This window comes from Marmoricola sp. OAE513, from assembly GCF_040546585.1.
Lineage (GTDB): Bacteria > Actinomycetota > Actinomycetes > Propionibacteriales > Nocardioidaceae > Marmoricola.
This window is the reverse complement of record NZ_JBEPOC010000001.1, coordinates 282,852-308,963: the sequence shown is the minus strand read 5'-3', so window position 1 is coordinate 308,963 and position 26,112 is coordinate 282,852. Positions and strand designations below refer to the sequence as shown.

Annotated in this window: 27 protein-coding genes and 1 pseudogene; 22 read left to right on the top strand and 6 right to left on the bottom strand. The window is 70.4% G+C overall.

All coding sequences use genetic code 11. The features are described 5' to 3' along the window. The first annotated feature begins 59 nt into the window (after positions 1 to 59). From ABIE44_RS01480 to ABIE44_RS01460, 5 genes are all read left to right on the top strand, one after another. On the top strand, positions 60 to 914 hold the full coding sequence (locus ABIE44_RS01480; RefSeq protein ID WP_209713306.1) for an alpha/beta fold hydrolase: 855 nt from the start codon (positions 60 to 62) through the stop codon (positions 912 to 914). A 76-nt stretch (positions 915 to 990) separates the two neighbouring features. Next, positions 991 to 1,488, top strand: a complete 498-nt coding sequence (locus tag ABIE44_RS01475; protein WP_354437754.1) for a hypothetical protein — start codon at positions 991 to 993, stop codon at positions 1,486 to 1,488. Further along, positions 1,485 to 2,648, top strand: a complete 1,164-nt coding sequence (locus tag ABIE44_RS01470; protein WP_354437752.1) for a sensor histidine kinase — start codon at positions 1,485 to 1,487, stop codon at positions 2,646 to 2,648. Before ABIE44_RS01475 ends, ABIE44_RS01470 begins: the two co-directional genes overlap by 4 nt. 59 nt (positions 2,649 to 2,707) lie before the next feature. Beyond that, entirely contained in the window at positions 2,708 to 3,436 is a 729-nt protein-coding gene (gene recO / locus ABIE44_RS01465; protein WP_209713310.1) for a DNA repair protein RecO, read from the top strand. Between the two features lie 163 nt (positions 3,437 to 3,599). Further along, the gene (locus tag ABIE44_RS01460; RefSeq protein ID WP_354437750.1) at positions 3,600 to 4,409 is read left to right on the top strand and encodes an isoprenyl transferase; all 810 of its coding nucleotides are present in this window, start codon (positions 3,600 to 3,602) and stop codon (positions 4,407 to 4,409) included. 128 nt (positions 4,410 to 4,537) lie between these two features. Here the strand turns inward: ABIE44_RS01460 and ABIE44_RS01455 are convergent, their stop codons facing one another. The 6 genes from ABIE44_RS01455 to ABIE44_RS01430 all read right to left on the bottom strand — a co-directional run bounded on the left by ABIE44_RS01455 (position 4,538) and on the right by ABIE44_RS01430 (position 9,417). Continuing rightward, complete coding sequence (locus tag ABIE44_RS01455) at positions 4,538 to 4,933, bottom strand: Fur family transcriptional regulator (RefSeq protein WP_209713312.1); 396 nt, start codon at positions 4,931 to 4,933, stop codon at positions 4,538 to 4,540. Then, positions 4,920 to 5,909, bottom strand: coding sequence for a metal ABC transporter permease (locus tag ABIE44_RS01450; protein WP_209713314.1), 990 nt, complete (start codon positions 5,907 to 5,909; stop codon positions 4,920 to 4,922). The genes ABIE44_RS01455 and ABIE44_RS01450 overlap by 14 nt, the downstream gene beginning before the upstream one ends. Continuing rightward, positions 5,909 to 6,718 (bottom strand): metal ABC transporter ATP-binding protein, encoded by an 810-nt coding sequence (locus ABIE44_RS01445; protein ID WP_209713316.1) that lies wholly within the window; start codon positions 6,716 to 6,718, stop codon positions 5,909 to 5,911. Before ABIE44_RS01445 ends, ABIE44_RS01450 begins: the two co-directional genes overlap by 1 nt. Beyond that, complete coding sequence (locus ABIE44_RS01440; protein ID WP_209713318.1) at positions 6,715 to 7,650, bottom strand: metal ABC transporter substrate-binding protein; 936 nt, start codon at positions 7,648 to 7,650, stop codon at positions 6,715 to 6,717. Before ABIE44_RS01440 ends, ABIE44_RS01445 begins: the two co-directional genes overlap by 4 nt. Positions 7,651 to 7,723: 73 nt before the next feature. Further along, complete coding sequence (locus tag ABIE44_RS01435) at positions 7,724 to 8,878, bottom strand: DUF1214 domain-containing protein (protein WP_209713320.1); 1,155 nt, start codon at positions 8,876 to 8,878, stop codon at positions 7,724 to 7,726. After that, the gene (locus ABIE44_RS01430; RefSeq protein ID WP_209713322.1) at positions 8,875 to 9,417 is read right to left on the bottom strand and encodes a helix-turn-helix domain-containing protein; all 543 of its coding nucleotides are present in this window, start codon (positions 9,415 to 9,417) and stop codon (positions 8,875 to 8,877) included. The genes ABIE44_RS01435 and ABIE44_RS01430 overlap by 4 nt, the downstream gene beginning before the upstream one ends. Positions 9,418 to 9,453: 36 nt before the next feature. Here ABIE44_RS01430 and ABIE44_RS01425 point away from each other — a divergent pair, with 36 nt between their 5' ends. The 17 genes and pseudogenes from ABIE44_RS01425 to lgt all read left to right on the top strand — a co-directional run bounded on the left by ABIE44_RS01425 (position 9,454) and on the right by lgt (position 25,977). After that, positions 9,454 to 10,680, top strand: coding sequence for a sulfotransferase family protein (locus ABIE44_RS01425; RefSeq protein WP_209713324.1), 1,227 nt, complete (start codon positions 9,454 to 9,456; stop codon positions 10,678 to 10,680). 50 nt (positions 10,681 to 10,730) lie between these two features. Next, positions 10,731 to 11,039: an antibiotic biosynthesis monooxygenase family protein gene (locus ABIE44_RS01420; RefSeq protein WP_209713327.1), complete on the top strand. Its 309-nt coding sequence runs from the start codon at positions 10,731 to 10,733 to the stop codon at positions 11,037 to 11,039. A gap of 55 nt (positions 11,040 to 11,094) precedes the next feature. Further along, the gene (locus tag ABIE44_RS01415) at positions 11,095 to 12,489 is read left to right on the top strand and encodes a glycine--tRNA ligase (protein WP_209713329.1); all 1,395 of its coding nucleotides are present in this window, start codon (positions 11,095 to 11,097) and stop codon (positions 12,487 to 12,489) included. Between the two features lie 59 nt (positions 12,490 to 12,548). After that, entirely contained in the window at positions 12,549 to 13,190 is a 642-nt protein-coding gene (locus ABIE44_RS01410; RefSeq protein ID WP_209713331.1) for a hypothetical protein, read from the top strand. Positions 13,191 to 13,267: 77 nt separating this feature from the next. Next, positions 13,268 to 14,354: pseudogene (gene dusB, locus ABIE44_RS01405) on the top strand (tRNA dihydrouridine synthase DusB). A 236-nt stretch (positions 14,355 to 14,590) separates the two neighbouring features. Beyond that, complete coding sequence (locus ABIE44_RS01400) at positions 14,591 to 15,325, top strand: VldE C-terminal domain-containing protein (protein WP_209713333.1); 735 nt, start codon at positions 14,591 to 14,593, stop codon at positions 15,323 to 15,325. Positions 15,326 to 15,480: 155 nt separating this feature from the next. Continuing rightward, positions 15,481 to 16,686 carry a formate-dependent phosphoribosylglycinamide formyltransferase gene (gene purT, locus ABIE44_RS01395; protein WP_209713335.1) on the top strand — a complete coding sequence of 402 codons (1,206 nt, stop codon included), beginning with the start codon at positions 15,481 to 15,483 and terminating at the stop codon, positions 16,684 to 16,686. Positions 16,687 to 16,758: 72 nt separating this feature from the next. Then, complete coding sequence (locus ABIE44_RS01390; RefSeq protein WP_354437746.1) at positions 16,759 to 18,564, top strand: ABC transporter ATP-binding protein; 1,806 nt, start codon at positions 16,759 to 16,761, stop codon at positions 18,562 to 18,564. A gap of 12 nt (positions 18,565 to 18,576) precedes the next feature. Continuing rightward, positions 18,577 to 20,391 (top strand): ABC transporter ATP-binding protein, encoded by a 1,815-nt coding sequence (locus tag ABIE44_RS01385; RefSeq protein ID WP_209713337.1) that lies wholly within the window; start codon positions 18,577 to 18,579, stop codon positions 20,389 to 20,391. Positions 20,392 to 20,413: 22 nt separating this feature from the next. Continuing rightward, positions 20,414 to 20,758 (top strand): phosphoribosyl-AMP cyclohydrolase, encoded by a 345-nt coding sequence (gene hisI / locus ABIE44_RS01380; protein WP_209713339.1) that lies wholly within the window; start codon positions 20,414 to 20,416, stop codon positions 20,756 to 20,758. Then, a complete protein-coding gene (locus ABIE44_RS01375; protein ID WP_209713341.1) occupies positions 20,751 to 21,341 on the top strand; it encodes a Trp biosynthesis-associated membrane protein in 591 nt (196 codons plus the stop codon). The genes hisI and ABIE44_RS01375 overlap by 8 nt, the downstream gene beginning before the upstream one ends. Before the next feature lie 61 nt (positions 21,342 to 21,402). Then, positions 21,403 to 21,594, top strand: coding sequence for an HGxxPAAW family protein (locus ABIE44_RS01370; RefSeq protein ID WP_209713343.1), 192 nt, complete (start codon positions 21,403 to 21,405; stop codon positions 21,592 to 21,594). Positions 21,595 to 21,601: 7 nt separating this feature from the next. Beyond that, positions 21,602 to 22,024, top strand: a complete 423-nt coding sequence (locus ABIE44_RS01365; protein WP_209713345.1) for a DUF2752 domain-containing protein — start codon at positions 21,602 to 21,604, stop codon at positions 22,022 to 22,024. 97 nt (positions 22,025 to 22,121) lie between these two features. Further along, entirely contained in the window at positions 22,122 to 22,913 is a 792-nt protein-coding gene (trpC, locus tag ABIE44_RS01360) for an indole-3-glycerol phosphate synthase TrpC (protein ID WP_209713347.1), read from the top strand. A gap of 13 nt (positions 22,914 to 22,926) precedes the next feature. Further along, on the top strand, positions 22,927 to 24,141 hold the full coding sequence (gene trpB, locus ABIE44_RS01355) for a tryptophan synthase subunit beta (RefSeq protein ID WP_209722919.1): 1,215 nt from the start codon (positions 22,927 to 22,929) through the stop codon (positions 24,139 to 24,141). Next, on the top strand, positions 24,138 to 24,968 hold the full coding sequence (trpA, locus tag ABIE44_RS01350; RefSeq protein WP_209713349.1) for a tryptophan synthase subunit alpha: 831 nt from the start codon (positions 24,138 to 24,140) through the stop codon (positions 24,966 to 24,968). Before trpB ends, trpA begins: the two co-directional genes overlap by 4 nt. Positions 24,969 to 24,975: 7 nt before the next feature. After that, the gene (gene lgt, locus ABIE44_RS01345; protein WP_354437745.1) at positions 24,976 to 25,977 is read left to right on the top strand and encodes a prolipoprotein diacylglyceryl transferase; all 1,002 of its coding nucleotides are present in this window, start codon (positions 24,976 to 24,978) and stop codon (positions 25,975 to 25,977) included. Positions 25,978 to 26,112 lie beyond the last annotated feature (135 nt).

Below are 26,112 nucleotides of genomic sequence, written 5' to 3'. Positions count from 1 at the left end.
CGCTGAGGCGCACGACCGATATCCCTCCGCGGGGGCGCGCTGACCTCTAGCCTCGGCTCATGACGCTCGTCTCCGAACGCATCGGGCAGTTCTTCGTCGACGACCACCGCCTCGAGTACACCGAGTTCGGGGCCGGCGACCGGTGGGTGGTGCTGGTGCCCGGACAGCTGATGCCGCGGCGGATGCACCAGCCGCTGGCACGCAAGATCGCCGCGGCGGGCGCGCACGTCATCACCCTCGACCTGCTCGGCCACGGGCGGTCCGACCGGCCTGACGACCCGATGGCCTACTCGATGACCGCGTTCGGCGAGCAGGTCCTGGCCCTGCTGGACCACCTCGGCGCCGACCGTGCGGTGCTGGGCGGCACCTCGGCGGGCGCGAACGTCTGCCTGGAGGCGGCCGTTCTCGCCCCTGACCGGGTGCAGGGCCTGCTGCTGGAGATGCCGGTGCTCGACAACGCGGTCGAGGCGGGCATCGTGACACTCTCGCCGCTGCTGTTCATCGCCCGGTTCGCGCCGTTCGCCGTGCGCGGCGCCCGCATCCTCTCCCGGGCGGTGCCGCGCGGCATCGTCCCGTTCTGGGTCGGCGTCGGGCTGGACACCCTCGATCAGCGCCCTGGCGCGCTCGCAGCGACCGTGCACGGCATCTTCTTCGGCCGTCTCGCCCCCTCGGCCAAGCAGCGGATCGCGATCGACGTCCCTGCCCTGGTCGTCGGGCACGAGCGCGACCCGCTGCACCCGGCTGCGGACGCGGCGATGCTTGCCGAGGAGCTTCCCGACTCGACCTTCGTCACGGCGCGGAGCCTGTGGGAGTGGCGGGTCCGCCCTGCGCGGCTTGACGAGATCGCCGTCGGCTTCGTCGTCGGTTGCTGGGCCCAGCCGGCCACGGGCAGGCTCGCGGACGCATCGTCCTGAGTTCGTGGCTGCCGCGTCTGGGCACTACTAGTCTCGAACCGAGAGGAACGAGTCGCCGGGGAAAGGGGCTGGTCTGATGCGCACGCGATCTCCCTTCGTCCGGGGCATCCAGCAGCTCCTCGGGCGGGAGACGGCCGACCCGCGCATCGCCCAGATCCTCTTCGTGGTGCCCGCACTGGCGGACTTCGCCTTCGTCGCGCTGCACGGCAGCTCGGCGCTGGAGGGCACCTACCTCGCCGGGCTCGGCGTCGTCGCGCTCTCGACCGCGATCGCCTTCGTCCTCGGCAAGCGACCGGCCGCGGAGCGCTTCAGCGTGCTGGTCCCCGTGCTCGACATCGTCGCGCTGGGGTTGCTCCGGTTGGACCCGGAGAGCACCGCGACGATCGCGCTGGTCTTCCCGGCCACTTGGTTGGGTCTGCAGTTCGGGCGTCGCGGATTCGCCATCACCCTGGTCATGGCCGTCGGGGTCTTCGGCCTCCCGATGCTGCTGCGCGACGAGGCTGCGATCGACCTCGCCCGGACGGTGCAGCAGCTGCTCCTCGCGGGGGGCTGTGCGCCTTCGCCGTCTCGGTGACCGCGGAGCTCTGGCAGGACAAGGTCGTGGAGGCGGCCGACGCGCAGAAGATGCTCGAGAGGGCGGTCGGCGACAGTGCCGACCAGCGCCGGTTCAACGAGGCCATCCTCAACAGCGTCGACGTCGGCCTGCTCGCGCTCGACGCCCACGGGGACGTGCACTCGATCAACCCGCGCCACCAACGCTTCCTGGAGGCGCTGGGCGGCAGTGACGGGATCCTGGACCAGGTCGGCCGCACCTTCGGACCCGACGGCTTCACCGCCCTCGCCGAGCACGAGCTGCCCACGTGGCGTGCGGTGCAGGGCGAGACGCTGCGCGACTACCTCATCTGGGTCGGCGACCACGTCGGCGAGCGGCGCGCCTTCGCGGTCTCGGTCTCGCCGTTCTTCGCCCCCAACGGGGTGTTCGACGGCGCGGTGCTCGCGTACCACGACATCACCGAGCTGATGACGGCTGCGCGTCTCAAGGACGAGTTCGTCGCCACCGTCAGCCACGAGCTGCGCACCCCGCTCACCTCGATCGTCGGGTACGTGGACCTGCTGCTCGAGGACGTCACCGGGATCCCGGCTGACGCGCGCGCCTTCCTCGAGATCGTCCAGCGCAACGCGCGCCGGCTGCACCGCTTGGTCGACGACCTGCTCTCCGACGCCCTCAAGCTCGGCCGGGCGGAGCTGCACCTGGGACGGATCTCCTTGGCGGGCGTCGTCCGCGCCTCGGCGGTCGAGGCGGAGAAGGCGGCGCACGCCGCGGGACTGCACTTCGACGTACGGCTGGGGCGGGCGCTGCTCGAGGTCCACGGCGACGGTGAGCGGTTGTCGCAGGTGATCGACAACGTGTTCAACAACGCGATCAAGTTCACCCCGCCCGGCGGGACGATCACCGGATCGCTGCGGCGCGAGGGGCGCCAGGCCGTCGTGCACATCGCGGACACCGGCCGTGGGATCCCGCCCGAGGAGCTCCAGGACGTGTTCGTCAAGTTCTTCCGCTCGCCCGGCGTGCAGCTCGACGCCATCCCTGGCACCGGCCTGGGGCTCGCGATCTCCAAGACGATCATCGAGGCCCACGGCGGCAGCATCGACATCTCCAGCGTCGTCGGCGAGGGGACCGCCCTGGAGATCCGGTTGCCCCTCGTCGGTCCGCCTGCAGCGCGATCCCGCTAGCCGCGGCGCACCAGCGCGTCCAGGGCGTGAATCCTGGCCCGAGGGGGGAGAATGCTCGGGTGCCCCTCTACACCGACGAAGCGATCGTGCTGCGCACGCGCAAGCTCGCGGAGGCGGACCGCATCATCACGCTGCTGACGCGTCAGCACGGTGTCATCCGCGCGGTCGCCAAGGGCGTCCGGCGTACGTCCTCACGCTTCGGGTCACGGCTGGAACCGTTCACCCACGTGGACCTGCAGCTCGCCGAGGGGCGCAACCTCGACACGATCACCCAGGCGGTCACCCGGGCCCCCTTCGGGGAGTCGATCAGCTCCGACTACGACCGCTACACGGCGGCGTCGGTGATGGTGGAGACCGCCGAGCGGTTGGTCGCCGAAGAGCGCGAGCCGTCGGTGCAGCAGTACCAGCTCCTGATCGGTGGCCTGCGGGCGATGGCGTCCGGCGACTACCGGCCCTCGGACGTGATGGACTCGTTCATCCTGCGCTCGCTGGCCGTCGCCGGCTACGCGCCCTCCTTCGACGGGTGCGCCCGCTGCGGGCTGGAGGGTCCGCACCGCGCGTTCCACCCGGCCTCGGGTGGCGTGCTCTGCGCCGACTGCCGGATGCCGGGGTCTGCTCACCCGACCCTGTCCACGATCGCCCTGCTCGGGGCGCTGCTCGCGGGGGACTGGCCCGGGGTCGCGCAGGCCGACGACCGTGACCGTCGCGAGGCGCGCGGGCTGGTCTCGGCGTACCTGGCCTGGCACCTGGAGCGAGGGCTCCGGTCGATGCCGTACGCCACGGGCTAGGTCTCGACGTGATCCTCGCTGCGCTCGTCAACGGGACTTCAGCCACTCGGTCACGAGCAACCTCGGACGCTCGGTGATCGTCGCTGCGCTCCTCAACGCTCCTCGCTCCGCGGACGCCGGAGCAAGCTCCGCGCCGCTCCGGTCGGTCGCGTAGCCTCGTCCCGTGCGCAGAACCCGACGTCAGGCAGCTCGCGGGCCGGTGAAGTACCCCGAGCCGCACCCCAGCGGAGCGAAGCCGCCGACGATCCCGGCCGACCTGGTCCCCGAGCACATCGCGGTGATCATGGACGGCAACGGACGCTGGGCCAACCAGCGCGGGCTGCCGCGGACCTCGGGCCACGAGCGTGGCGAGCAGGCGCTCGTCGAGGTCGTCAAGGGTGCGATCGAGATCGGCGTGAAGGCGATCTCGGCGTACGCCTTCTCGACCGAGAACTGGTCGCGCTCTCCCGAGGAGGTCCGGTTCCTGATGGGCTTCAACCGCGACGTCGTACGCCGGCGGCGCGAGGAGCTGCACGAGCTCGGTGTCCGGGTCCGCTGGGCCGGACGCGCGCCGCGGCTGTGGCGTTCGGTGATCAAGGAGCTGCAGGTCGCCGAGGAGCTGACGCAGGCGAACGACGTGCTCACCCTGACGATGTGCGTGAACTACGGCGGCCGTGCCGAGATCGCGGACGCCGCGGCTGCTCTGGCCCGCGACGTCGCCGCCGGCAAGGTGAACCCGAACCGGATCGACGAGCGCACCTTCGCGCGCTACCTCTACGTCCCCGAGGTGCCCGAGGCCGACATGGTCTGGCGGACCTCGGGGGAGGAGCGGCTCAGCAACTTCATGCTGTGGCAGGCCGCCTACTCCGAGTTCGTCTTCACCGATGTGCTCTGGCCCGACGTGGACCGGGTCGAGCTCTGGAAGGCGATCGAGATCTACGCGCAGCGCACCCGGAAGTTCGGGGCGGCCGAGGACCTCGCGCCGAACGGATGAGCGAGTTCAGCAGTTCGCGCGCAGCGCGGATTGCTGGACGTGCGATGGCAAGGCGGAGGAGTGAAGGCGTCCTTCAGCGCAGCGCAGCGGAGCGGACGTCGATCGACGACAACGCAGCCAGCGCTCGTTCAGCAGTTCGCGCAGGTCCCGAAGATCTCGAGCGTGTGGCTGACGTCGCGGAAACCGTGGTCCTCGGCGACCCCGTGGGTCCACCGCTCCACGGCCGGGCCCTCGACCTCCACGGTCGCACCGCAGGAGCGGCAGACGAGGTGGTGGTGATGACTGTCGCTGCACCGCCGGTACGACGCCTCGCCGGCGTCCGAACGGAGCACGTCGATCTCGCCGGCGTCGGCCATCGCCTGGAGGGCGCGGTACACGGTGGACAGGCCGACGTTGTCGCCGGCCGCGCGCAGCGACTCGTGCACCTGCTGGGCGGTCCGGAACTCGTTGCACCCCTGGAGAACGCCGGCGACGGCAGTTCGTTGCCGGGTCGGGCGCAGCGGACGGGGATCAGTGCTCGTCATAGTGACCTCCGTGCACCGCGTGGCGGTGACCGTTGTGGATGTAGTCGACGTGGTCCCCGTGCTCGACCGCGACGTGCCCGCACCCGGGTCCGTGCTGGTGCCGGTGCGGCTCGAGGACCCGCTGCTGCTCGGGCTCCTCGGCCATCTCGAACGGGACCCGCGCCTGCCGGCGCCGCTGGACCAGCACGCCTACCGGCGCGGTCACGGCGAACCCGAGGAGAGAGACCAGCACGATCGTGGCGCCCGGGGGCGCATCGACGTACGCCGTCGTCGTGATGCCGACCACGGCCGCCAGCAAGCCCGCTCCCATCGCGGCGAACATGGTGGCTCGGAATCCCTTGGCGAACTGCTGGGCGGTGGCCACCGGGATGACCATCAGGGCACTGACCAGAAGCAGGCCGACGGTGCGCATCGCGACGCTGACCGAGACCGCGGCGAGCACCGAGATCAGGACGTTGTAGTAGCCGGCACGCAGGCCGGTCGTCCGGGCGTGGTCCTCGTCGTTCGCCACGGCGAAGAGCTGCGGGCGCAGCGCGACACTGAGAGTGATCACCACGGCGGCCAGCGCGATGCTCACCCAGACGTCGGCGTCGGAGATGGAGACGATCGATCCGAACAGGTAGGACTGCAGCGCGAAGGCACCCTGGCCGGCGAACGAGACGATCATGAGACCGCCGGCGATGCCGCCGTAGAAGAGCAGCGCGAGCGCCACGTCACCGGAGGCCTTGCCGGTGGCACGGATCAGCTCGATCACGAGCGCCCCGAGGATCGCCACGCCCACGGCAGTCGCCGTCGGGGAGGCGCCGGTCAGCAGGCCGAGGGCGACGCCGGTCACGGTGATGTGCCCGATGCCGTCGCCCAGGAGTGACAGTCGTCGCTGGACCAGGTAGGTGCCCACGGCAGGAGCTGCGAGGCCGGTCGCCGCCCCGGCGAGCAGGGCTCGCACCATGAAGTCGGAGAACAGGATGTCGAACATCAACCCTCCCGACCCAGGGGCGCGGCGACACCCGGGAATCCGCCGGGGACGACCCCGGGAACGGGGCTCGGGGAAGCTGCGGACGGCTCGCAGTGCGCGTGCCCGTGGCCGTGGCCGGGTGCGCCCGACGGGTCCCCGTCGTAGGAGACCCGTCCCTCGCGCAGCGTCACCGCGCGTTGGATCAGCGGCTCCAGCGGGCCGAGCTCGTGGAGGACGACGACGACGGTGGTGCCTCGTTCGGTCAGGTGCTCCAGCGTGGCCGCGAGGGCGTCCTGGCTGACCAGGTCGACGCCGGCGAGCGGCTCGTCGAGGAGCAGGAGGTCCGGTTCGCCGGCGAGCGTGCGGGCGAGCAGCACGCGCTGCTGCTGGCCACCGGACAGGATGCCCACCGGGTGCTGCGCGCGGTCGGACAGACCGACTGCCTCCAGGGCGGCGTGCACCGCTGCCCGGTCCGCGGCCCGCTCGGGAACGAACGGTCGGCGGCGGGACAACCGCCCCGAGGCCACCACCTCGCGCACCGTCGAAGGGACGCCCTGGGCCATCGGGGAACGCTGCGGGACGTAGCCGAGCCGCGACCACGACCGGAAGCCCGTCAGCGGGACGCCGAAGAGCCGGACCTCGCCCGCGGAGAGCGGGAGAAGTCCGGCCACGGTCTTGACCAGGGTCGACTTGCCGGAGCCGTTGGCCCCGAGGAGGGCGACCACCTCGCCGGGATCGACGCGCAGGTCGACGTCGCGGAGGATCGGTCTCCCCGCGATCTCGACGGACCCTCCGGTCACCTCGAGAACGGGGTTCGGTGCGGTGCTCATGAACAGGAGTCTGCCTTCTGGATCGCTGCGAGGTTCGACCGCATCAGGGACAGGTAGTCCTTCCCGGCGGTCGCGTCGCTCAGTCCCTCGATCGGGTCGAGGACCGCGGTGGTGATCCCGAGGTCGTCGGCCAGCGTCTTCGCCAGCTTGGGGCTGGCCAGGGTCTCGTTGAACACGGTCGTGATCTTGTCGGTCCGGATCAGGTCGGCGAGCTCGGCGAGGTGCTTCGGCGAGGGTTCGGCGTCGGGGGAGAGGCCGGCGATGGCGTGGACCTCGAGGTCGTAGCGCTCGGCGAAGTAGTTGAACGCGTCGTGGCTGACCACCAGGGTACGGCTGGTGCAGGCCTGCAGGCCGGCGCTGATCTCCTGGTCCAGGGCGGCCAGGTCCTTCTGCAGGGCGTCGTTGTTGGCGCGGTAGTCGGCGGCGTGGTCGGGATCGATCTTCGCCATCTTCGCGGTGAAGGAGTCCGCCACCTGGGCGAGCAGGGTCGGGTCCTGCCAGAAGTGCGGGTCACCGTCGTGGTCGTGGCCGGCGCCCTCCTCGTGGTCCTCGCCGTGCTCATCGGCGTGCTCGTCCTCGTGGTGGAGCTCGATCACCGAGGCGACGTCGAGCCGCTCGTCAGGACCGGAGTTCTCGATCGCCTTGTCGACCGCGGGCTGGAGCCCTGCCTCGAACAGCACCAGGTCGGAGCCGGCCAGCTCGGCGACCTGGCGGGTCTTCAGCTCCAGGTCGTGCGGTTCGACCCCGGGCGCCGTCAGGTTCTCGACCTTGGCGTGGTCACCGACGATGCGCTCGGCGACGAACTGCAGCGGGTAGAACGAGGCGACGACGGTCGTGCGCCCGTCGTCGGAACCCCCGCACGCGGAGAGCGGGAGCAGGATGAGGCCGGCGAGTGCGACCTTCAGGGAGCGGGATCGGGGGATGCGGAACATGGGAATGATTCTCATTTGAAATGGGAATCATTGTCAAATCAGCGAACCGCGCGACGCGAGGTGACGGACGCGCTCAGGTGAGCGCAGTCGGCGCGTCTCCCGTCTTCACCAGCTCGACCACGGGCTTCTCCGGCACCTCGTCGGCCAGGAACCAGCGGAACGCGAGCATGCCGCGCTGGTTGTCGAGCGTGGTCACGGCGTTGGGGTGGTCGAGCTGCGTGCGGGCCACCACGATCGTGATGCTTCCGTCGCTGTTCTTGACGGCGGTGTGGTTGTTGAGCGACGTCTTGCCGTCCGCGGCGTTGTGCCCGGCCATGTACTCGGTCCACGGCATGAAGTTCCAGAACCGGAAGCTGTTCGGGGGCGTGTAGGTGAGCACCAGCGCCTCGTCGGCCTCGAGGTCGTAGGACCCGAAGCAGTACGTCGCGTCGGTCGCCGACCAGCCGAAGTTGAAGTCCGGCACCCGGTAGGGCTCGGCCACCATGTTCACGCCGTCCGGCGTCTCGTGCCCGAGTCCGAGCCGGTCCTCGTCCACCCGCTCCTTGATCGTCATCGGCACGATCATGAACATCGTCCGCATCCAGCTCAGCGTGGACCGCAGCGCCTGCGCGGTGGCAGCGTCCGAGCGGACGATCGGGTCCGGTTCGTCGAGGCACTCGATGTGCCACTCCACCGGCTTCCCGGTCAGAGGATCTGCCTGGTAGTCGCGGGTGAGAGCGGCGGCCGTGTCCGGCGTGAACTGGATCCACGGGCCGTCGTACCCTTCCGGCTTCCGTGCGCCGAGGTAGAAGCTGAAGTTCCCGGCGTCGTCGAATTCCAGGTCGGCGTCGTTGACGACGCCGATCACCTTGTCCGACCAGGCGCCGGGCGAGGGTTCGTTGTAGACCGTCACGGAGAAGTACGCGCTGTCGTTGCGGGTACCCCAGATCCGGTAGGTGCGGTCCGGGTCGAAGATCGCGAACGCGTACGCCGCGTCGGTGTTGTCGCCGCCCCAGCGCCGGTCTCGGCGGAACGGGGTGACGGTGTCGACCCAGACCGGTCGGCTCTTCTCCGGGTAGAGGTAGATGTCCAGGCCGATGCCGAGGATCGTGCCCAGCATCCGGTAGCCGTTGACCACGCCGGTCTCGGTGGTGACCGCGCGGTCGCCCTCGAGGAAGCTCGCCTGCAGCTCGTCGAGCCCGGCGAGGAGCTCCTGCCAGGCTGCGGTGGTTTCCCAGTTCTGGTTCATCGGGACGTGCCTTCCGTGATGAGGTGGGTGATCCGGTCGACCCAGCGACGGTGTCCCTCCGGTGTGGCGAGGTCGTCGGGGTGGAGCAGCAGGGCGAAGAACGCGGCACCCGCGACGAGGTCGAGCAGCGGTTGCTCGATCCCGCCGAGCGCGTCGGAGAAGCGCAGGAGCAGGGCGGCGTGCAGGCTCGGGTCGGCGGTGATCGCCGCGACGAGCCCCGGAGCGGCGGCGCGGGCGACGGGGTGGGAGAACGCCGCCAGCGAGCCGGCGACCAGGTCGCGGACCGACGGCGATCCGTCGGGCGCGGGGATCGTCAGCGACTGCGGGAACGCCGCTTCGTGCACGAGGTGGTCGAGTGACGCCCACCGTCGGGCGAGGGCGGGGCGCGTGGTGCCGGCCCGCTCGGCAATCGCGGTGAGGGAGAGGCCGGCGTAGCCGACCTCCAGCAGGAGCGCCCGGACGGCGTCCAGCACCGCCTCGTCGATCCGGCCGTCGCGGGGCCGCCCGAGGCTCTGTTCAGAGGCTGAGGCCTGTGTCACCATTCCGATACAGAACGTAACGGAAGTAGGCGCGGCATGGAAGCAGTGAGACTGACCGATCTCGCAGTGCCCGAGTTCTCCTCGGACGTCACCGCGATCTTCGAGGTGATGGGAACGATGGCCGCCGACCTGCGGCTGGACTCCGACCAGCTGCACGCGATGGCGTCGGAGCAGACCGGGCTGACCGACTTCGGGCCGCGCGACTACACCGACCGGCTCGGCGTGCTGCTCGCCGCCCTGCGGGAGGTGGAGGACGTGACGCCGGCGGGACTCCTCAACCTGCACACCCAGCTGCTGCAGATGCTGAAGAACCGGTTGCTGCTCACCGATCTGCTGGCCCGGCACCCGGAGATCCGTGACGTGGACCTGCTGCCACCCGTGGTGATCGCCGGACTCCCGCGCACCGGCACGACGCACCTGCACAACCTGCTTTCCGCCGGCCCGACGTTCCGTTCGCTGCCGTACTGGGAGAGCGTCGAGCCGTTCCCGGTGGCGGCCGAGCGCGACCACGTCGAGCCGAGGCGCGAGCGCACCGGGCAGGCGGTCTGGTTCGCCGACGAGGCGATGCCGCACTTCAAGCGCATGCACGAGATGACGACCGACCACGTGCACGAGGAGATCCAGCTCCTGGCCAACGACTTCTCGACGATGTTCTACGAGACGATCGCCGAGGTGCCGGCCTGGCGCGACCACTACCTGGCCTGCGACCAGACCCCGCACTACGCCCACCTGCGGGTGCAGCTCGCCGCTCTGCAGCACCTGCGCGGCGGACGGCGCTGGCTGCTCAAGTCGCCCCAGCACCTCGAGCAGCTGCCGGTCCTGGCCGACGTCTTCCCGGGGGCGGCCGTCGTCGTCACCCACCGCGACCCGGTCTCGGTGGTGGTCTCGATGGCGACGATGGTCGTCTACAGCGCCCGGATGCACCGCTCGCCGGTTCCGGTCGAGCGACTCGGTCGTTACTGGGCCGACCGGATCGCGCTGATGCTCGATGCGCTGGTCCGTGACCGGGACGTGCTCGACCCGTCGAGCTCGCTCGACGTGCGCTTCGACGAGTTCATGGCCGACGACCTCGGCACCGCTGAAGGTGTCTACGAGCTCGCGGGGGAGCCCGTGACCGACGAGGCACGGGCGGCGCTGCGCGGCTACCTGGACAACCACCAGCGCGACCGGCACGGACGGATCGACTACCGCGCCGAGGACGTCGGCCTGGATGTCGACGACCTGCGGGAGCGGTTCGCGGCGTACACGGCGCGGTTCCTCTAGCCGCTCGGTCGTCGAGCTTGACGAGACGTGGCCACCACTACGCTTCAGCCATGCTGGTCGTGAACCGTTTCCGTGCCGAGGACGAGTCGTTCCGGGACGACCTGGAGAAGGCGCACGCCGCGCTCGCGGCACGCCCGGGGTACGTCGACGGTGACGTCGGTCGCAACGTCGACGACCCGACCCTGTGGACCCTGGTCACCCGCTGGGCCGACGTGGGCAGCTACCGCCGCGCGCTGTCGTCCTACGAGGTGAAGCTCCACGCCGTCGCCACGCTGAGCCGGGCCCTCGAGGAGCCGAGCGCCTACGAGTTCGTCGTCCCCGGGGAAACCCTGAATGTGACCGACGTGCGGTCTCTGTAGGCTGTCCGTTCGTCCGGCAGCCAGCCGGGCGGATCGAACAGGAGCTGAGAACACCGTGGCCAAGAAGCCCCCGTCCGTCGTCGACAACGTCGTCTCCCTCGCCAAGCGTCGCGGGTTCGTGTACCCGTGCGGAGAGATCTACGGCGGCACCCGGTCCGCGTGGGACTACGGCCCGCTCGGGGTGGAGCTCAAGGAGAACATCAAGCGCCAGTGGTGGCGCTCGATGGTGCAGTCGCGCGACGACGTCGTCGGCCTCGACTCCTCGGTGATCCTGCCTCGCCAGACCTGGGAGGCCTCCGGTCACGTCGCGACGTTCTCGGACCCGTTGACGGAGTGCCAGTCCTGCCACAAGCGCTTCCGGGCGGACCACCTCCAGGAAGCGGTCGCCGAGAAGAAGGGCGGCAACCCCGATGACGTGGACCTCGCCACCCTGGCCTGTCCGAACTGCGGCACCCGCGGCGCCTGGACCGAGCCCCGCCAGTTCTCCGGTCTGCTGAAGACCTACCTCGGCGTGATCGAGGACGAGTCCGGGTTGCACTACCTGCGTCCCGAGACCGCGCAGGGCATCTTCCTCAACTTCGCCAACGTGGTGACCTCCAGCCGTCAGAAGCCCCCGTTCGGCATCGCCCAGATCGGCAAGAGCTTCCGCAACGAGATCACCCCGGGCAACTTCATCTTCCGCACCCGCGAGTTCGAGCAGATGGAGATGGAGTTCTTCGTCAAGCCGGGTGAGGACAAGGAGTGGCACCAGTACTGGATCGACACGCGCACCGCCTGGTACGTCGACCTCGGCATCAAGGCCGACAACCTGCGGCACTTCGAGCACCTGCCCGAGAAGCTCAGCCACTACTCGACCCGCACGGTCGACATCGAGTACCGGTTCAACTTCGCCGGCTCGGAGTGGGGCGAGCTCGAGGGCATCGCGAACCGCACGGACTTCGACCTCAAGACGCACTCGGAGGCCTCGGGCAGCGACCTGTCCTACTTCGACCAGGCCGCCAACGAGCGCTACTTCCCCTACGTCATCGAGCCGGCGGCCGGTCTCTCCCGCAGCCTGATGACCTTCCTGGTCGACGCCTACACCGAGGACGAGGCGCCGAACACCAAGGGCGGCGTCGACAAGCGCACCGTGCTCCGGCTCGACCCGCGCCTCGCGCCGGTGAAGATCGCCGTGCTGCCGCTGAGCCGCAACGAGGACCTGTCGCCGAAGTCGAAGGCCCTGGCCGCCGACCTGCGGCAGCTGTGGAACGTCGAGTTCGACGACTCCGGCGCGATCGGTCGCCGTTACCGCCGCCAGGACGAGATCGGGACGCCGTACTGCGTCACCGTCGACTTCGACACCCTCGAGGACAACGCCGTCACCGTCCGCGAGCGCGACTCGATGAGCCAGGAGAGGATCTCCCTGGAGGGGCTGCGGACCTACTTCGCCGAGCGGCTGGTCGGTTGCTGATGGTCCGGGATCGGCGGTTCGGCGCCGTTCGGGAGCCTCGCTCCGTGCACAATGTGCGGATGAAGTCGCTGGTTCGTGTTCTCGTGGCGGTCGTCGGCCTGACGACCGTGCTGGCCGGTTGCACCGACGCCAAGGATCCCGATGCGAAGAAGTCGCCGGGTACCCCGGCTGCCACCGCGCAGACCCAGGTCCCGGTCCCGGACGGCGTCGAGCTGACCGAGTACGGCACCGACCTGACCTTCGGTCAGTCCGCGAACGTCGCGTACTCGCCGAACGACGAGCGCCAGACGGTCCTGCAGCTCACGGTGAACGGGGTGACCCAAGGGACGATCGACGACCTCTCCGGCTACACCCTCGAGGAACGCACCCGGGCCTCGACGCCGTACTACGTCAAGGTGACGGTCAAGAACGTCGGACAGGGTGACGTCGGCCAGACGCCGATCCCGCTGTTCCTCGTCGACAACCGCAACACCCTGATCTCGGCGTCGAGCTTCACGAACTCGTTCACCAAGTGCCCCTCTGTCCCGCTGCCGACCACCTTCGCGCCGCAGGCCTCGCTGGCGACCTGCCTGGTCTTCCTGGCGCCGGACCACGGCACCATGACCGGCGTGAGCTTCCGTGCCGTGCAGGAGTTCGCTCCGATCGTGTGGACCGGTGAGCTGACGGTGCCTAAGAAGAAGAAGAAGGACAAGAAGTCCTGAGCGCAGCTGCTTCTCCCGCACCGTCCGGGCTGACGATCGGCTCGGTGCAGGTGCGCACCCCGGTGGTGCTCGCTCCGATGGCCGGCATCACGAACGCGGCGTACCGGCGTCTCTGCTTGGAGCAGGCGACCGCTCAGGGCGGTAGCAGCCTGTTCGTCTGCGAGATGATCACCAGCCGTGGCCTCGTCGAGGGTGACGCGACCACGAAGTCGATGCTCGTCTTCGACGAGCTGGAGACCGTCCGGTCGGTCCAGCTCTACGGCACCGACCCGCGCGTACGTCGGCAAGGCCGCCGAGATCCTGTGCGCCGACTACGGGGTGGGGCACGTGGACCTGAACTTCGGCTGCCCGGTCCCGAAGGTGACGCGCAAGGGTGGCGGCGCCGCGCTGCCGTGGAAGCGGAACCTGCTCGGGGAGATCCTGAACGCTGCGGTCTCGGCCGCTTCGCGGTACGGCGTCCCGGTGACGATGAAGACGCGTCTCGGCATCGACCCCGACCACCTGACGTACCTGGACGCGGGCCGGATCGCCGAGGAGTCCGGGGCTGCCGCCATCGCGCTGCACGGACGCACCGCCATCCAGGGCTACTCCGGGACGGCGGCCTGGGAGCCGATCGGCGAGCTCGTCGAGCACGTGAACATCCCGGTGCTCGGCAACGGTGACATCTGGGAAGCCGCTGACGCGTTGCGGATGGTGGCCGAGACCGGCGCCGCCGGGGTCGTCGTCGGCCGCGGCTGCCTGGGACGCCCGTGGCTCTTCCGGGACCTGGCTGCTGCGTTCGAGGGGGACGATGTCCAGGTCCTGCCGAACCTCGGCGAGGTCGCGACGATGATGTACCGGCACGCCGAGCTGCTCGGTGTGCACATGGGCGAGGAGCGGGGCTGCAAGGAGTTCCGCAAGCACGTGTCCTGGTACCTGCGCGGGTTCGGTGCCGGCGGCGAGCTGCGGCACGCGCTCGCGCTGGTCAGCTCGCTCGCGGAGATGGAGAAGCTGCTCGCCGAGCTCGACCACGACGAACCCTTCCCGCAGGCGATCCTGGGCGCCCCGCGCGGGCGTCAGGGGAGTGCCCGCAAGAAGGTGGTGCTGCCGGACGGTTGGCTCGACGACATGGACGGCAGCGGCCTGGAGATGTTCGAGGACGCGGACGAGATCTCCGGCGGCTGACCCCTCCCGGGGTGGTTGAAAGTCGCACGGAAGTGGCCCGGTGCACGTCCGGTTCGTCCGGTTTTGACGTGAGTTCGATTGGCCTTCCGTTACCGAACCGTGTTCTTATGGGCGGGCCCTTCCGGGAGGGACTGCCCTTGTAGTCAACGTTAGGACGCCAGGTGACCCGAGGCCGACACAGCCTTGCTTCACGCAACGCCCGAGTTCAAAGACTCACCCTGATCACCGCTCCGCTGGTGACCTGCGCCGCCGTCGGCGCGGGCATCACGCTGACCGACGGTGGTGCGGCGACGACTCGCATCGACATCGCCCGGCAGGCCTCGGCGACGATCTCCGCCGAGCACGAGCGGACCGTTCAGCTCTCCCGCGACGCAGCACGCCAGGCCGTTCCCGAGGTCAATGGCCGCCGCTGGACGACCGCGGAGCTCGACCTCCGCCTCAAGCCCGACGAGGACGCCAAGACTGCCGGGGAGCTGAAGAGCCTCCGCAAGATCGGCATCACCGGCAAGAACCGCAACGGCTTCACCCAGGTCGTGGTCGGCAAGAAGACCTACTGGGTCACCGACGACTACCTGGCGAAGAAGAAGCCGACCGACCCCGCGCACCTGCCGATCGCCGGCAAGCCGTGCGCCGGGACCAGCGGCGTCGAGAGCGGCCTGACCCGTGACGCGATCCGCGTGTACCGCGCGGTCTGCAACAACTTCCCGCAGATCACCCGCTACGGCGGCCGCGACGGCCACGGCGAGCACAGCACCGGTCGCGCGATCGACATCATGACCAGCGACGTCGCCACCGGTAACGCGGTCGCCGAGTTCCTCAAGGCGAACGCGGCCGAGTTGAACCTCTTCGACGTCATCTGGCACCAGCGGATCTTCACGCAGCAGCGCGGCGGAGAAGGCTGGCGCTCGATGCCCAGCCGGGGCTCGGCCACCGCCAACCACATGGACCACATCCACGTTTCTGTGTACTGAGGCCCGCCAGCCGCGGCGCCCGGCCGCGTTGTCGTCAGTCGAAGTCCGCTCCGCTGGCGCTCCGCTGAAGGACGTCTCCTTCCTCCGCCTTGCCGTGCACCACGTCTGACGACCCTCAGCACCCAGAAATGCAGGCGAGGCGCTACGGTCCCGCCATGGCATTCGCACCCGGGCCCCCGCTGACCGACACCGCCGTACGTCTCGTCCTGCTCGGTAGCGGCGAGCTGGGACGCGAGGTGGCGGTCGAAGCCGTGCGCCTCGGCTGCGAGGTCCTCGCCGTCGACCGGTACGCCGGCGCGCCGGCGATGCAGGTGGCGCACCGGCACGCGGTGGTCGACATGACCGACCCGGTCGCCCTGCGCGCCCTCCTCGACGCCGAGCGCGCGAACCCGTGCGCCGAGCTGCTCGTCGTCCCCGAGCTCGAGGCGATCGCGACCGCCGAGCTGGTCGCGCTCGAGGCCGAGGGGCTGCACGTCGTCCCGACCGCGCGCGCGGCGCGGCTCACGATGGACCGGGAGGGCATCCGGCGCCTGGTGGCCGAGGAGCTCGGGCTGCCGACCTCGGCGTACCGCTTCTGCGACAGCGAGGCCGAGGTCGCCGCTGCCGTGGAGGCGCTCGGCACCCCGTGCGTGATCAAGCCGGTGATGTCGTCCTCCGGCAAGGGCCAGAGCGTGATCCGCTCGGCCGACGACGTCGCGCGCACCTGGGCCTACGCCCAGGAAGCCGGCCGCGTCGGTGCTGGTCGGGTGATCGTCGAGGCGTTCGTCGAGTTCGACTACGAGATCACCCTGCTCACCGTCCGGCACGCCGGCGGTACGTCCTTCTGCGACCCGATCGGTCACGTCCAGGAGGACGGCGACTACCGGGAGAGCTGGCAGCCGCACCCGATGTCGGACGCGGCGCTGACGGCCTCGCGCGAGCTCGCGACCGCGGTGACCACTGCCCTCGGCGGCACCGGCATCTTCGGCGTCGAGCTGTTCGTCGTCGGGGACGAGGTGCTGTTCTCGGAGGTCTCGCCGCGGCCGCACGACACCGGCATGGTGACGATGACGACGCAGGCGCTCAGCGAGTTCGCGCTGCACGTGCGTGCGATCCTCGGCCTGCCCGTCCCCGCCGGCACCGTGCCGCTGCTGGCCGCGGGCGCTTCGGCGGTCTGCCTGGCCACCACCGAGGGGCGTGCACCGCGGGTGGTCGGTGTCGACGGCGCGATGGCGGTGGACCCTAGCGTCGACGTCCGCGTGTTCGCCAAGCCTGATGCCAGGCCGAACCGGCGGATGGCTGTCGCACTGGCCAAGGGCCCCGACGCCGAGAGTGCGCGGGCGACCGCGCGGGCCGCAGCCGCGCAGCTGGCTGTGGAGTAGTGCTCGGCGCGCCCCGGCACACCGATTATTCGCGAGCGGGAACACCGGGCACGGCCCTAGGGTTGGGCCACTGTGAGCACTGACCCCGCGACCGACGCCATCTCCGGCGACGAGTCGGGGACGACCCTCATGGACGGCTTCCGCGTCCTCGGGGTGGCGATCCGACGGGAGCCGTGGATCTTCACGATCTCCACGCTCGGCAGCGTCCTGTTCGGCGCGCTCACGGTGGCTGATGCCTGGGTCCTCGGTTGGTCCACCGACCACGTGCTGCTGCCCGCCTTCGACGAGGGCTCGACGACCGCCGGTCTGGTGATCGCGGTCATCGCGCTCTTCGTCGGCGTGGCGATCCTGCGAGCGGTCGGCATCGTCGCCCGCCGGCTCGGGGCCGGCGTCATGCAGTACCGGATGCAGGCGGCGTACCGGCGCGAGGTCACCGCGCAGTACCTCCGCCTCCCGATGGCCTGGCACCAGAAGCACCCGACCGGCCAGCTGCTGTCCAACGCCAACGCCGACGTCGAGGCGGCCTGGGCGCCGATCGCGCCGCTGCCGATGGCGGTCGGCACGGTGGCGATGATGGTCATCGCCGTGGTGCAGATGCTGCTCGTCGACCTGACCATGGCCGCCGTCGGACTGATGGTCTTCCCGCTCGTCACTGTCGCCACGCTGGCCTACCAGCACCTGTCCTCGCCGCTGTTCACCCGGATCCAGGCCCTGCGCGCCGAGCTGTCGGAGATCGCTCACGAGTCGTTCGACGGTGCGATGGTCGTCAAGACGCTCGGGCGTGAGGCCCAGGAGACCGAGCGCTTCGCCGAGAAGGCGAACCAGCTGCGCGACCTCGGCATCCGGGTCGGCCGGATCCGGGCGATGTTCGACCCGATCCTCGAAGCCATCCCGAGCCTGGGCGTCCTCGGTGTCCTGGGCGTCGGGGTCTGGCAGATCGAGAACGGCAACGCCGGTGCCGGTGACGTCGTCACGATCGCCTACCTGCTGACCATCGTGGCGTTCCCGATCCGGTCGATCGGCTGGCTGCTCGGAGAGTTCCCACGCTCGGTGGTCGGCTTCCGCCGGGTGCACCGCGTGCTCGACGAACCCGTCGAGACGACGTACGGGACTGCTCGTCTGGAGGCGAACGGCCAGGGTGCCCGCCTCGAGGTCGAGGACCTGCGCTTCTCCTACGTCCCGGGCCAGGACCTCCTCGCCGACCTCGACTTCGTCGTCGAGCCCGGAGCCACCGTCGCGGTGGTCGGGGAGACCGCGTCGGGCAAGAGCACGCTGACGACCCTGCTCACCCGGCTGGTGGACCCCGAGGCCGGACACGTCCGCGTCGACGGCGTCGACCTGCGCGACCTCGCCCCCGGGCAGCTCGCCGGCCAGGTCGCGCTGGTGCCGCAGTCCGCCTTCCTCTTCGACGACACAGTCCGCGGCAACGTCACCCTCGGCGAGGACGTCAGCGACGAGGAGGTCTGGTCCGCCCTGCGCACCGCCCAGGCGGACGGCTTCGTGGCGGCCCTGCCCGAGGGCCTCGACAGTCGGTTGGGCGAGCGCGGGACGACGCTGTCCGGCGGGCAGCGCCAGCGTCTCTCCCTGGCCCGCGCGCTCGTACGCCGACCGCGGCTGCTGATCCTCGACGACGCCACCTCGGCGGTCGACCCCGAGGTGGAGGCCCGCATCCTCGCGGCCATGGGTGCCGCATCCGGGGACGCCACCCTCGTCCTGATCGCCTACCGCAAGGCCACCATCGGTCTGGCCGACGAGGTGCTGTTCCTCGTCGACGGGCGGATCGCCGACCGCGGGCCGCACGAGGACCTGCTGCAGCGCAACGCCGCGTACGCCGACCTGGTCAACGCCTACGAGCAAGTCGAGGCGACCGATGACTGAGCGAGGTGCCCGATGAGTGAGCAGCTCGCGGGCGCCGGGACCACGATGGACTCCGGCGAGAACATCTCCGCCTGGCAGACCCTGAAGCGCGGTGTCGAGATCTCGCCCGAGCTCCGCGAAGGGTTCTGGGGCACGATCACCCTCGCCCTGATCGGCACCGCCGGCCGGGTCGTCGTCCCGATCGCCGTGCAGAAGACGCTCGACCGTGGCGTCAACGGACCCGACGGCGTCGACCTCGGCTTCGTCGGCGCGATGGCGGTGCTCGCGACCGTCGCGCTCGTGGTCACCGGCGTCTCGTCGTACCTGATGACGGCGCGGCTCTTCACCACCGCCGAGCGTGGTCTCGCGACCCTGCGGATCAAGGCGTTCCGGCACGTCCACGACCTCCCGCTCCTCACCCAGAACACCGAGCGTCGCGGCGCACTCGTCTCGCGGGTGACGAGCGACGTCGACCAGGTCAGCCAGTTCCTCGTCTTCGGCGGGATCATCGGCATCATCAGCGTCGGGCAGATCGTCGTCGCGACGATCATCATGCTCTTCTACAGCTGGCAGCTCACGATCGTCGTCTGGCTGTGCTTCGCGCCGCTGTTCGCGTCGCTGCAGTACTTCCAGCGTCGGCTCTCGGAGTCCTACGGTGTCGTCCGCTCGATGGTCGGTCAGATGCTCTCGGTGGTCTCCGAACCCGTCGTCGGCGCGCTGGTGGTGCGGACCCACGCGATCGAGGACCGCACCCAGGCCCGGATCGACGACTCGATCGACCGCTACCAGGCCGCCAGCACCCGGGCCCAGGGCCTGACTGCTTTCTCGTTCTCCCTCGGCGGACTCTCCGGCGGTCTGGCGAACGCCGGCGTGATCGTGGTCGGCATCTGGCTCGGCCAGGGGCATCTGTGGGGAGGCGACCTCAGCTCGGGGGAGATCCTGGCCTTCGCGTTCCTGGTGACGTTGTTCGTCAGCCCGGTGCAGATGGGCACCCAGGTGCTCACCGACGGCCAGAACGCGATCGCCGGCTGGCGACGAGTGATCGGAATCCTCGACACGCCGGCCGACCTCGACGACCCGGGCACCTCCGGAGTCACGCTGCCGCAGGGTCCGATGACCGTCGAGTTCGACGAGGTCGACTTCGCCTACCCCGGCGGGCCGCGCGTCCTCAAGCGGGTCAGCGAACGCATCGAGGCGGGTTCCCGGGTCGCGGTGGTCGGGGAGACCGGGTCGGGCAAGACGACGTTCGCCAAGGTGCTCACCCGGTTGATGGACCCCACCGGCGGCACCGTGCTGCTCGACGGGTTCGACCTCCGCACGGTCGACTTCGCCTCGCTGCGCCGGCGCGTGGTGCTCGTGCCGCAGGAAGGTTTCCTCTTCGACTCCACCCTGTTGGCCAACTGCCTGTACGGCGACCTGGACGCCGGTCCCGACGACGTCCGCCGCGCGATCGACGAGCTCGGTCTGGGTGACTGGCTCGAGGGCTTGCCCCTCGGGCTGGCGACCCGGGTCGGGCAGCGCGGTGAGTCGATGAGCGCGGGGGAGCGGCAGCTGGTCGCGCTGGTCCGCGCGCACCTGGCGGACCCCGACCTCCTGGTGCTCGACGAGGCGACCAGTGCAGTCGACCCGGCGCTGGAGATGCGCATCGGGAGGGCCCTCGAGCGGTTGATGGCCGGCCGGACGAGCGTCACCATCGCGCACCGGCTGTCGACGGCGGAGAACGCCGACGAGGTGATCGTGTTCGACCGCGGCGAGGTCGTGCAGCGAGGCAACCACCTGGCGCTGGTGGACGAAGGTGGCGTCTACGGCCGCCTGCACGCCAGCTGGGCCGCTCAGCAATCCACGTGACGGCTCCTGGGATACTGGACGGGTGACCACCCTCGACCCTGCGATCGTAGCCCGGCTCAAGCGCAACGAGGCCGGGCTCGTTCCCGCGATCGTCCAGCAGCACGACACCGGCGAGGTGCTGATGCTCGGCTGGATGGACGACGAGGCGCTGCACCGCACGCTGACCACGGGGCGAGGCACCTACTGGAGCCGGTCGCGCGAGGAGTACTGGGTCAAGGGCGACACCTCCGGCAACACCCAGCGCGTGGTCGAGGTGCGGCTGGACTGCGACGGCGACACGATCCTGCTCAAGGTCGACCAGCAGGGTGCGGCGTGCCACACCGGCGACCGGACCTGCTTCGACGCGGACCTGCTCGGCCATGGCTGAGAGCGAGCGGTCCGCCCGCTTCGCCCCGGTGGCACTTCTCGGCATCATCTCGACCGGGTTGCTCGCAGTAGCCGGGTCGAAGCCCTGGTTCAGTGCCGCCGTCGACTACAAGGCGACCCTCGGCGGCACGGTGCCGGAGACGACGGCCGACATGCCGCTGGCGCTCGCCTGTGCCCTGGTCGCGCTGGCCTCCTGGGGCGTCGTGCTGGTCACCGGCACCCGGGTACGTCGGATCGTCGTGGTCCTCGGGCTGGTCGCGGTCCTCGGCGTCCTGGCGTGCGTGGTCGCCGCCCCCTTCACGCTGCCCGACGACGTCCGGGCGCAGCTGCTCGCCGGCAGCGGGGACGTCCCGGTGGATCCGACCGGGTGGTTCTTCGCAGCCGCCGTGGCGGCGGTCGTCGCGCTGGTCGTCCTGGTCGTGGCCTGGGTGCTGGTCCCGCGCTGGCCGACCATGTCGAGCCGGTACGACGCCCCGGGCCGTGCCGGCGCCGCTTCCGACCTCGACCCCGATACCGCCGCGTCGATCGACCTCTGGAAGGCGCTCGACGAGGGTCGCGACCCGACGGCCCCCGGTCCCCTCTAGACTGCTGCCTGCCCCGCCAGACCTGCACGCCCACCGTGCGCCCCAGCAAGGAGTCGAACCGATGTCGGACAACCACGGGAACACCCCCGCCGCCTGGACCGCTGTGTTCGTCGGCCTGGCCAGCTTCGTGGTCGCCGGTATCGGTCTGATGGTCTTCTCCTGGCCGATGTTCTGGATCGGGTGTGCGCTGACCCCGCTGGCTCTCATCGTCTTCGTCGTCATGGGCAAGCTCGGGTACCACGAGAGCCACTGACGGCTCCGTGACCGCCGCGTCGAACGTCGCCCCGCGCTCGGCGCTCCTCGCCCCCGTCGGCACCGCCGCGGGTCTCGGACTGGCGGTCCTGGGGCTGCACCTGCGCGACCCGCACCGGCACGGCTCGTGGGGGCTCTGCCCGTTCCAGGTCCTCACCGGGTGGGACTGTCCCGGCTGCGGCGGCCTGCGTGCGGTCCACGACCTCAGCAACGGATCGGTCTCGGCCGCCTGGCACAGCAACGCCGTGCTGGTCGCGTTCGTCCCGGTGCTCCTGGTCGGCTGGGTCCTCTGGCTGCTGCGTGCGTCGGGTCGGCGGGTCGTGGTGCCCCGCGTCGGCCGCCGGTCGTTCTGGGTCGCGCTCGCCGTCGTCGTGCTGGTCGCGTTCGCGGTCCTGCGCAACACCCCGTGGGGTCAGCCCTACGCGGCCTGAGGTCCGAGCCACGGCCTCCGGAGAAATCCGCTGGCGGCGCATGAGAGCCTTGCCCCACGCCTTGAAACCACGTCCGCGCCCCACCAGTGAGGTCTCCATGTCTGTGCTCGACGACATCGTCGCCGGTGTCCGCGAGGACCTCGCCGCCCGCAAGGCGCGCACCTCGGTGGTCGACCTCCGCGCGATGATCGCGGACACCGATGCGGCGCGCGACCCGATGCCGGCTTTCCGCGCACCGGGCCTGAGCGTGATCTCCGAGGTCAAGCGCCGCTCCCCGAGCAAGGGCGACCTCGCCGACATCCCGGACCCGGCCGCGCTGGCCACGGCGTACGCCGCCGGCGGTGCCGACGCGATCTCGGTGCTCACCGAGGAGCGCCGGTTCAACGGATCGCTCGCCGACCTGTACGCCGTCCGGGCCGCGGTCGCGACGCCGATCCTGCGCAAGGACTTCATCGTCAGCGAGTACCAGCTCCTGGAGGCGCGCGCCGGGGGAGCAGACCTGGCGCTGCTGATCGTCGCCGCGCTCGACGACGCGACCCTGGCTGACCTCTACACGACCGCGATCGGGCTGGGCCTGACCGTGCTCGTCGAGGTCCACGACGAGGACGAGGTCGAGCGCGCGCTGGCGATCGGCACCGACCTGCTCGGCGTGAACGCCCGCAACCTGAAGACCCTCGAGGTCGACCCGGACGCGTTCGGCCGCCTGGTCACGCTGGTACCGGACGACGTGGTGAAGGTGGCCGAGTCCGGCATCGGCGGCGTCGCTGACGCCGAGCGCTACGCGGCACTCGGCGCGGACGTCGTGCTGGTCGGAGAAGCTTTGGTCAAGGACGGCGACCCCACCGCAGCGGTCGCAGCACTACGAGCAGTGGGACGAGAGGACAGCTGACGTGAGCAGCGGGATGGGACCTGACGAGGCAGGCCGGTTCACCGGTCCGGACGGCCAGGACTTCGGTGGCAGGTGGATGCCCGAGGCCCTGATCGCCGAGCTCGACGAGCTGACCTGGGTCTGGACCGCAGCGATGGCCGACCCGTCGTTCACCGGGGAGTTCCAGCGGATGCTGGTCGAGTACGCTAACGTCCCCAGCCCGCTGTACGACGCCACCCGGCTCTCCGAGACCGCCGGTGCCCGGATCCTGCTGAAGCGCGAGGACCTCAACCACACCGGGGCGCACAAGATCCGCAACGTGCTCGGACAGGCCCTGCTCGCCAAGCGGATGGGCAAGACCCGCCTGATCGCGGAGACCGGCGCCGGTCAGCACGGTGTCGCCACGGCGACCGCGGCGGCGTACCTGGGCCTGGACTGCGTGGTCTACATGGGCAAGGTCGACACCGAGCGCCAGGCGCTCAACGTCGCCCGGATGAACCTGCTGGGCGCCGAGGTCGTCGCGGTCGACTCCGGCAGCATGACGCTCAAGGACGCCATCAACGAGGCGATCCGCGACTGGGTCGCCTCGGTCGAGCACACCGCGTACTGCTTCGGCACGGCTGCGGGCCCGCACCCGTTCCCGGCGATGGTCCGCGACTTCTGCCGCGGCATCGGTGACGAGGCCCGCGAGCAGGTGCTCGCTCTGACCGGTGGGCTGCCCGACGTCGTGACCGCCTGCGTCGGTGGCGGCTCGAACGCGATCGGCATGTTCACCGCGTTCCTCGACGACGTCGACGTGCGCATCGTCGGCTTCGAGGCGGGTGGCGACGGGGTCGACACCGACCGGCACGCCGCCACGATCCACGCCGGCGACATCGGCGTGCTGCACGGTGCCCGCACGTTCGTGCTGCAGGACGAGGACGGCCAGACCATCGAGTCGCACTCGATCTCCGCCGGCCTGGACTACCCGGGTGTCGGGCCGCAGCACGCGTTCCTCGCGCACATCGGTCGCGCCGACTACCAGCCGGTGACCGATGCCGAGGCGATGGACGCACTCGCCCTGCTGGCCCGGACCGAGGGCATCATCTGCGCGATCGAGTCGGCGCACGCGCTGGCCGGTTCGCTGCGGCTGGCGAAGGAGAACCCGGGATCGACGATCCTGGTGAACCTGTCCGGTCGCGGTGACAAGGACATGGGGACCGCCATCGAGTGGTTCGGTCTCGGGGCGCCCCAGGAGGAGGTCGGATGACCGCGCGCAGCTCCTCGCACGCGTTCGCGACGGCCAAGGCCGAGGGCCGCGCGGCCCTGGTCGGCTACCTGCCCGTGGGTTTCCCCGACGTGGCGGGATCGGTCGAGTCGCTCAAGGTCCTGGTCGACGCCGGCTGCGACATCATCGAGATCGGCCTGCCCTACAGCGATCCGGTGATGGACGGCCCCACCATCCAGGCAGCTGCGCTGCAGGCGCTCGAGGGTGGTGTCCGGACGGCCGACGTCCTGCGTGCCGTCGAGGCGGTCGCCGCGACCGGCACGCCGACCCTGGTGATGACCTACTGGAACCCGGTCGAACGGTACGGCGTCCCGCGCTTCGCCGCTGACCTGGCGAGCGCCGGGGGAGCGGGTCTCATCACCCCGGACCTCACCCCCGACTCCGGCGCGCACTGGAGCGCCGCCGCCGACGAGCACGACCTGGACAAGGTCTTCCTGGTCGCGCCGTCGTCGACCGACGAGCGTCTCGCGATGACCACGGCGGCCTGCCGCGGCTTCGTCTACGCCACGGCCGTGATGGGAGTGACCGGTGCGCGGGAGAGCACCAGCGACCTCGCCGGTCCGCTGGTCGCGCGCGCCAAGGCACTCAGCCCGAAGGGGGCAGCCCTGCCGATCGGCGTCGGGCTCGGTGTCTCCAACGGGGCCCAGGCCGCCGAGGTGGCGTCGTACGCGGACGCCGTGATCGTCGGCTCCGCCTTCGTCCGCTGCCTGCTCGACGCGCCCGACCGGTCCACCGGCTTGAAGTCGCTGCGTAGGTTGACCGAGGATCTTGCGGCGGGCGTCCGCGCGACGCCCGCCACCCACGAGTAGGAGCGCCGTGATCGCCGAGTTGGTTCCCCAGTTCATCCCCAGTCCGTCCGAGGGGGTGTGGCACCTGGGGCCGGTGCCGATCCGCGCCTACGCGCTCGCGATCATCCTCGGCGTCTTCGCCGCGATCTGGTTCGGGGAGAAGCGCTGGGTCGCTCGTGGAGGCGTCGCCGGCCAGGTCGGCGACGTCGCGATCTGGGGCGTTCCGTTCGGGCTCGTCGGGGCCCGGCTGTACCACGTGATCACCGACCACAACCTGTACTTCAGCCACTCCTCGAAGCCCGAGCACAACTGGGACCCGGTGGGCGCCCTCGAGGTCTGGCACGGCGGCCTGGGGATCTGGGGCGCGATCGCGGGCGGCGTCTTCGGCGGGATGTTCGCCTGCCGTCGCTACGGCATCAAGTTCCGACCGATGCTCGACGCGCTGGCGCCCGCGCTGCTGCTCGCCCAGGCGATCGGCCGGTTCGGCAACTACTTCAACCAGGAGCTGTTCGGCAAGCCCCTGGACAAGCCCTGGGGCCTGAAGATCGACGGCGCGCACCTGCCCAAGCAGCCGGACGGCAGCGCGTTCGACGTCGACAAGTACTTCCCGGACGGCCCGCCGTACACGTTCCACCCGACGTTCCTCTACGAGGCGCTGTGGAACGTGGGCGGCATCGGTCTGATCCTGTTCCTCGACCGCAGGCTCAAGCTCGGCTTCGGGCGCTGCTTCGCGCTGTACGTGATGGTCTACTGCGCGGGTCGCGGCTGGATCGAGAACCTGCGGATCGACTTCGTGGAGGCCAACGACGTCTTCGGTCTGCGGCTGAACGTCTGGACCTCGATCATCCTGTTCCTGCTGGCACTCGCGTACTTCGTGGTCGCGGGCCGCAAGCACCCGGCACCGGCGTCCCGCGAGGAGTCGGTCCTGGTGGAGGGCGTCGAGGCGGCGGACGGCGCGAAGGCCGACGAAGCGGACGAAAAGGTCGCCGACGCCGCGGAGGCAGTGCCCGAGAGCGACACGCCGCGCTGACCTGCGGCGCAGCAGTCCGATCTGCGGCGTTCGTCACGCGTCCACGGGCGGAAACCGAGATGCTCGGGACGCCCTCGCTGATGTAGTCTGATCCTTCTTCCGCACGGGCCAGTGAAGTCCTGTGCAGCATGCTTC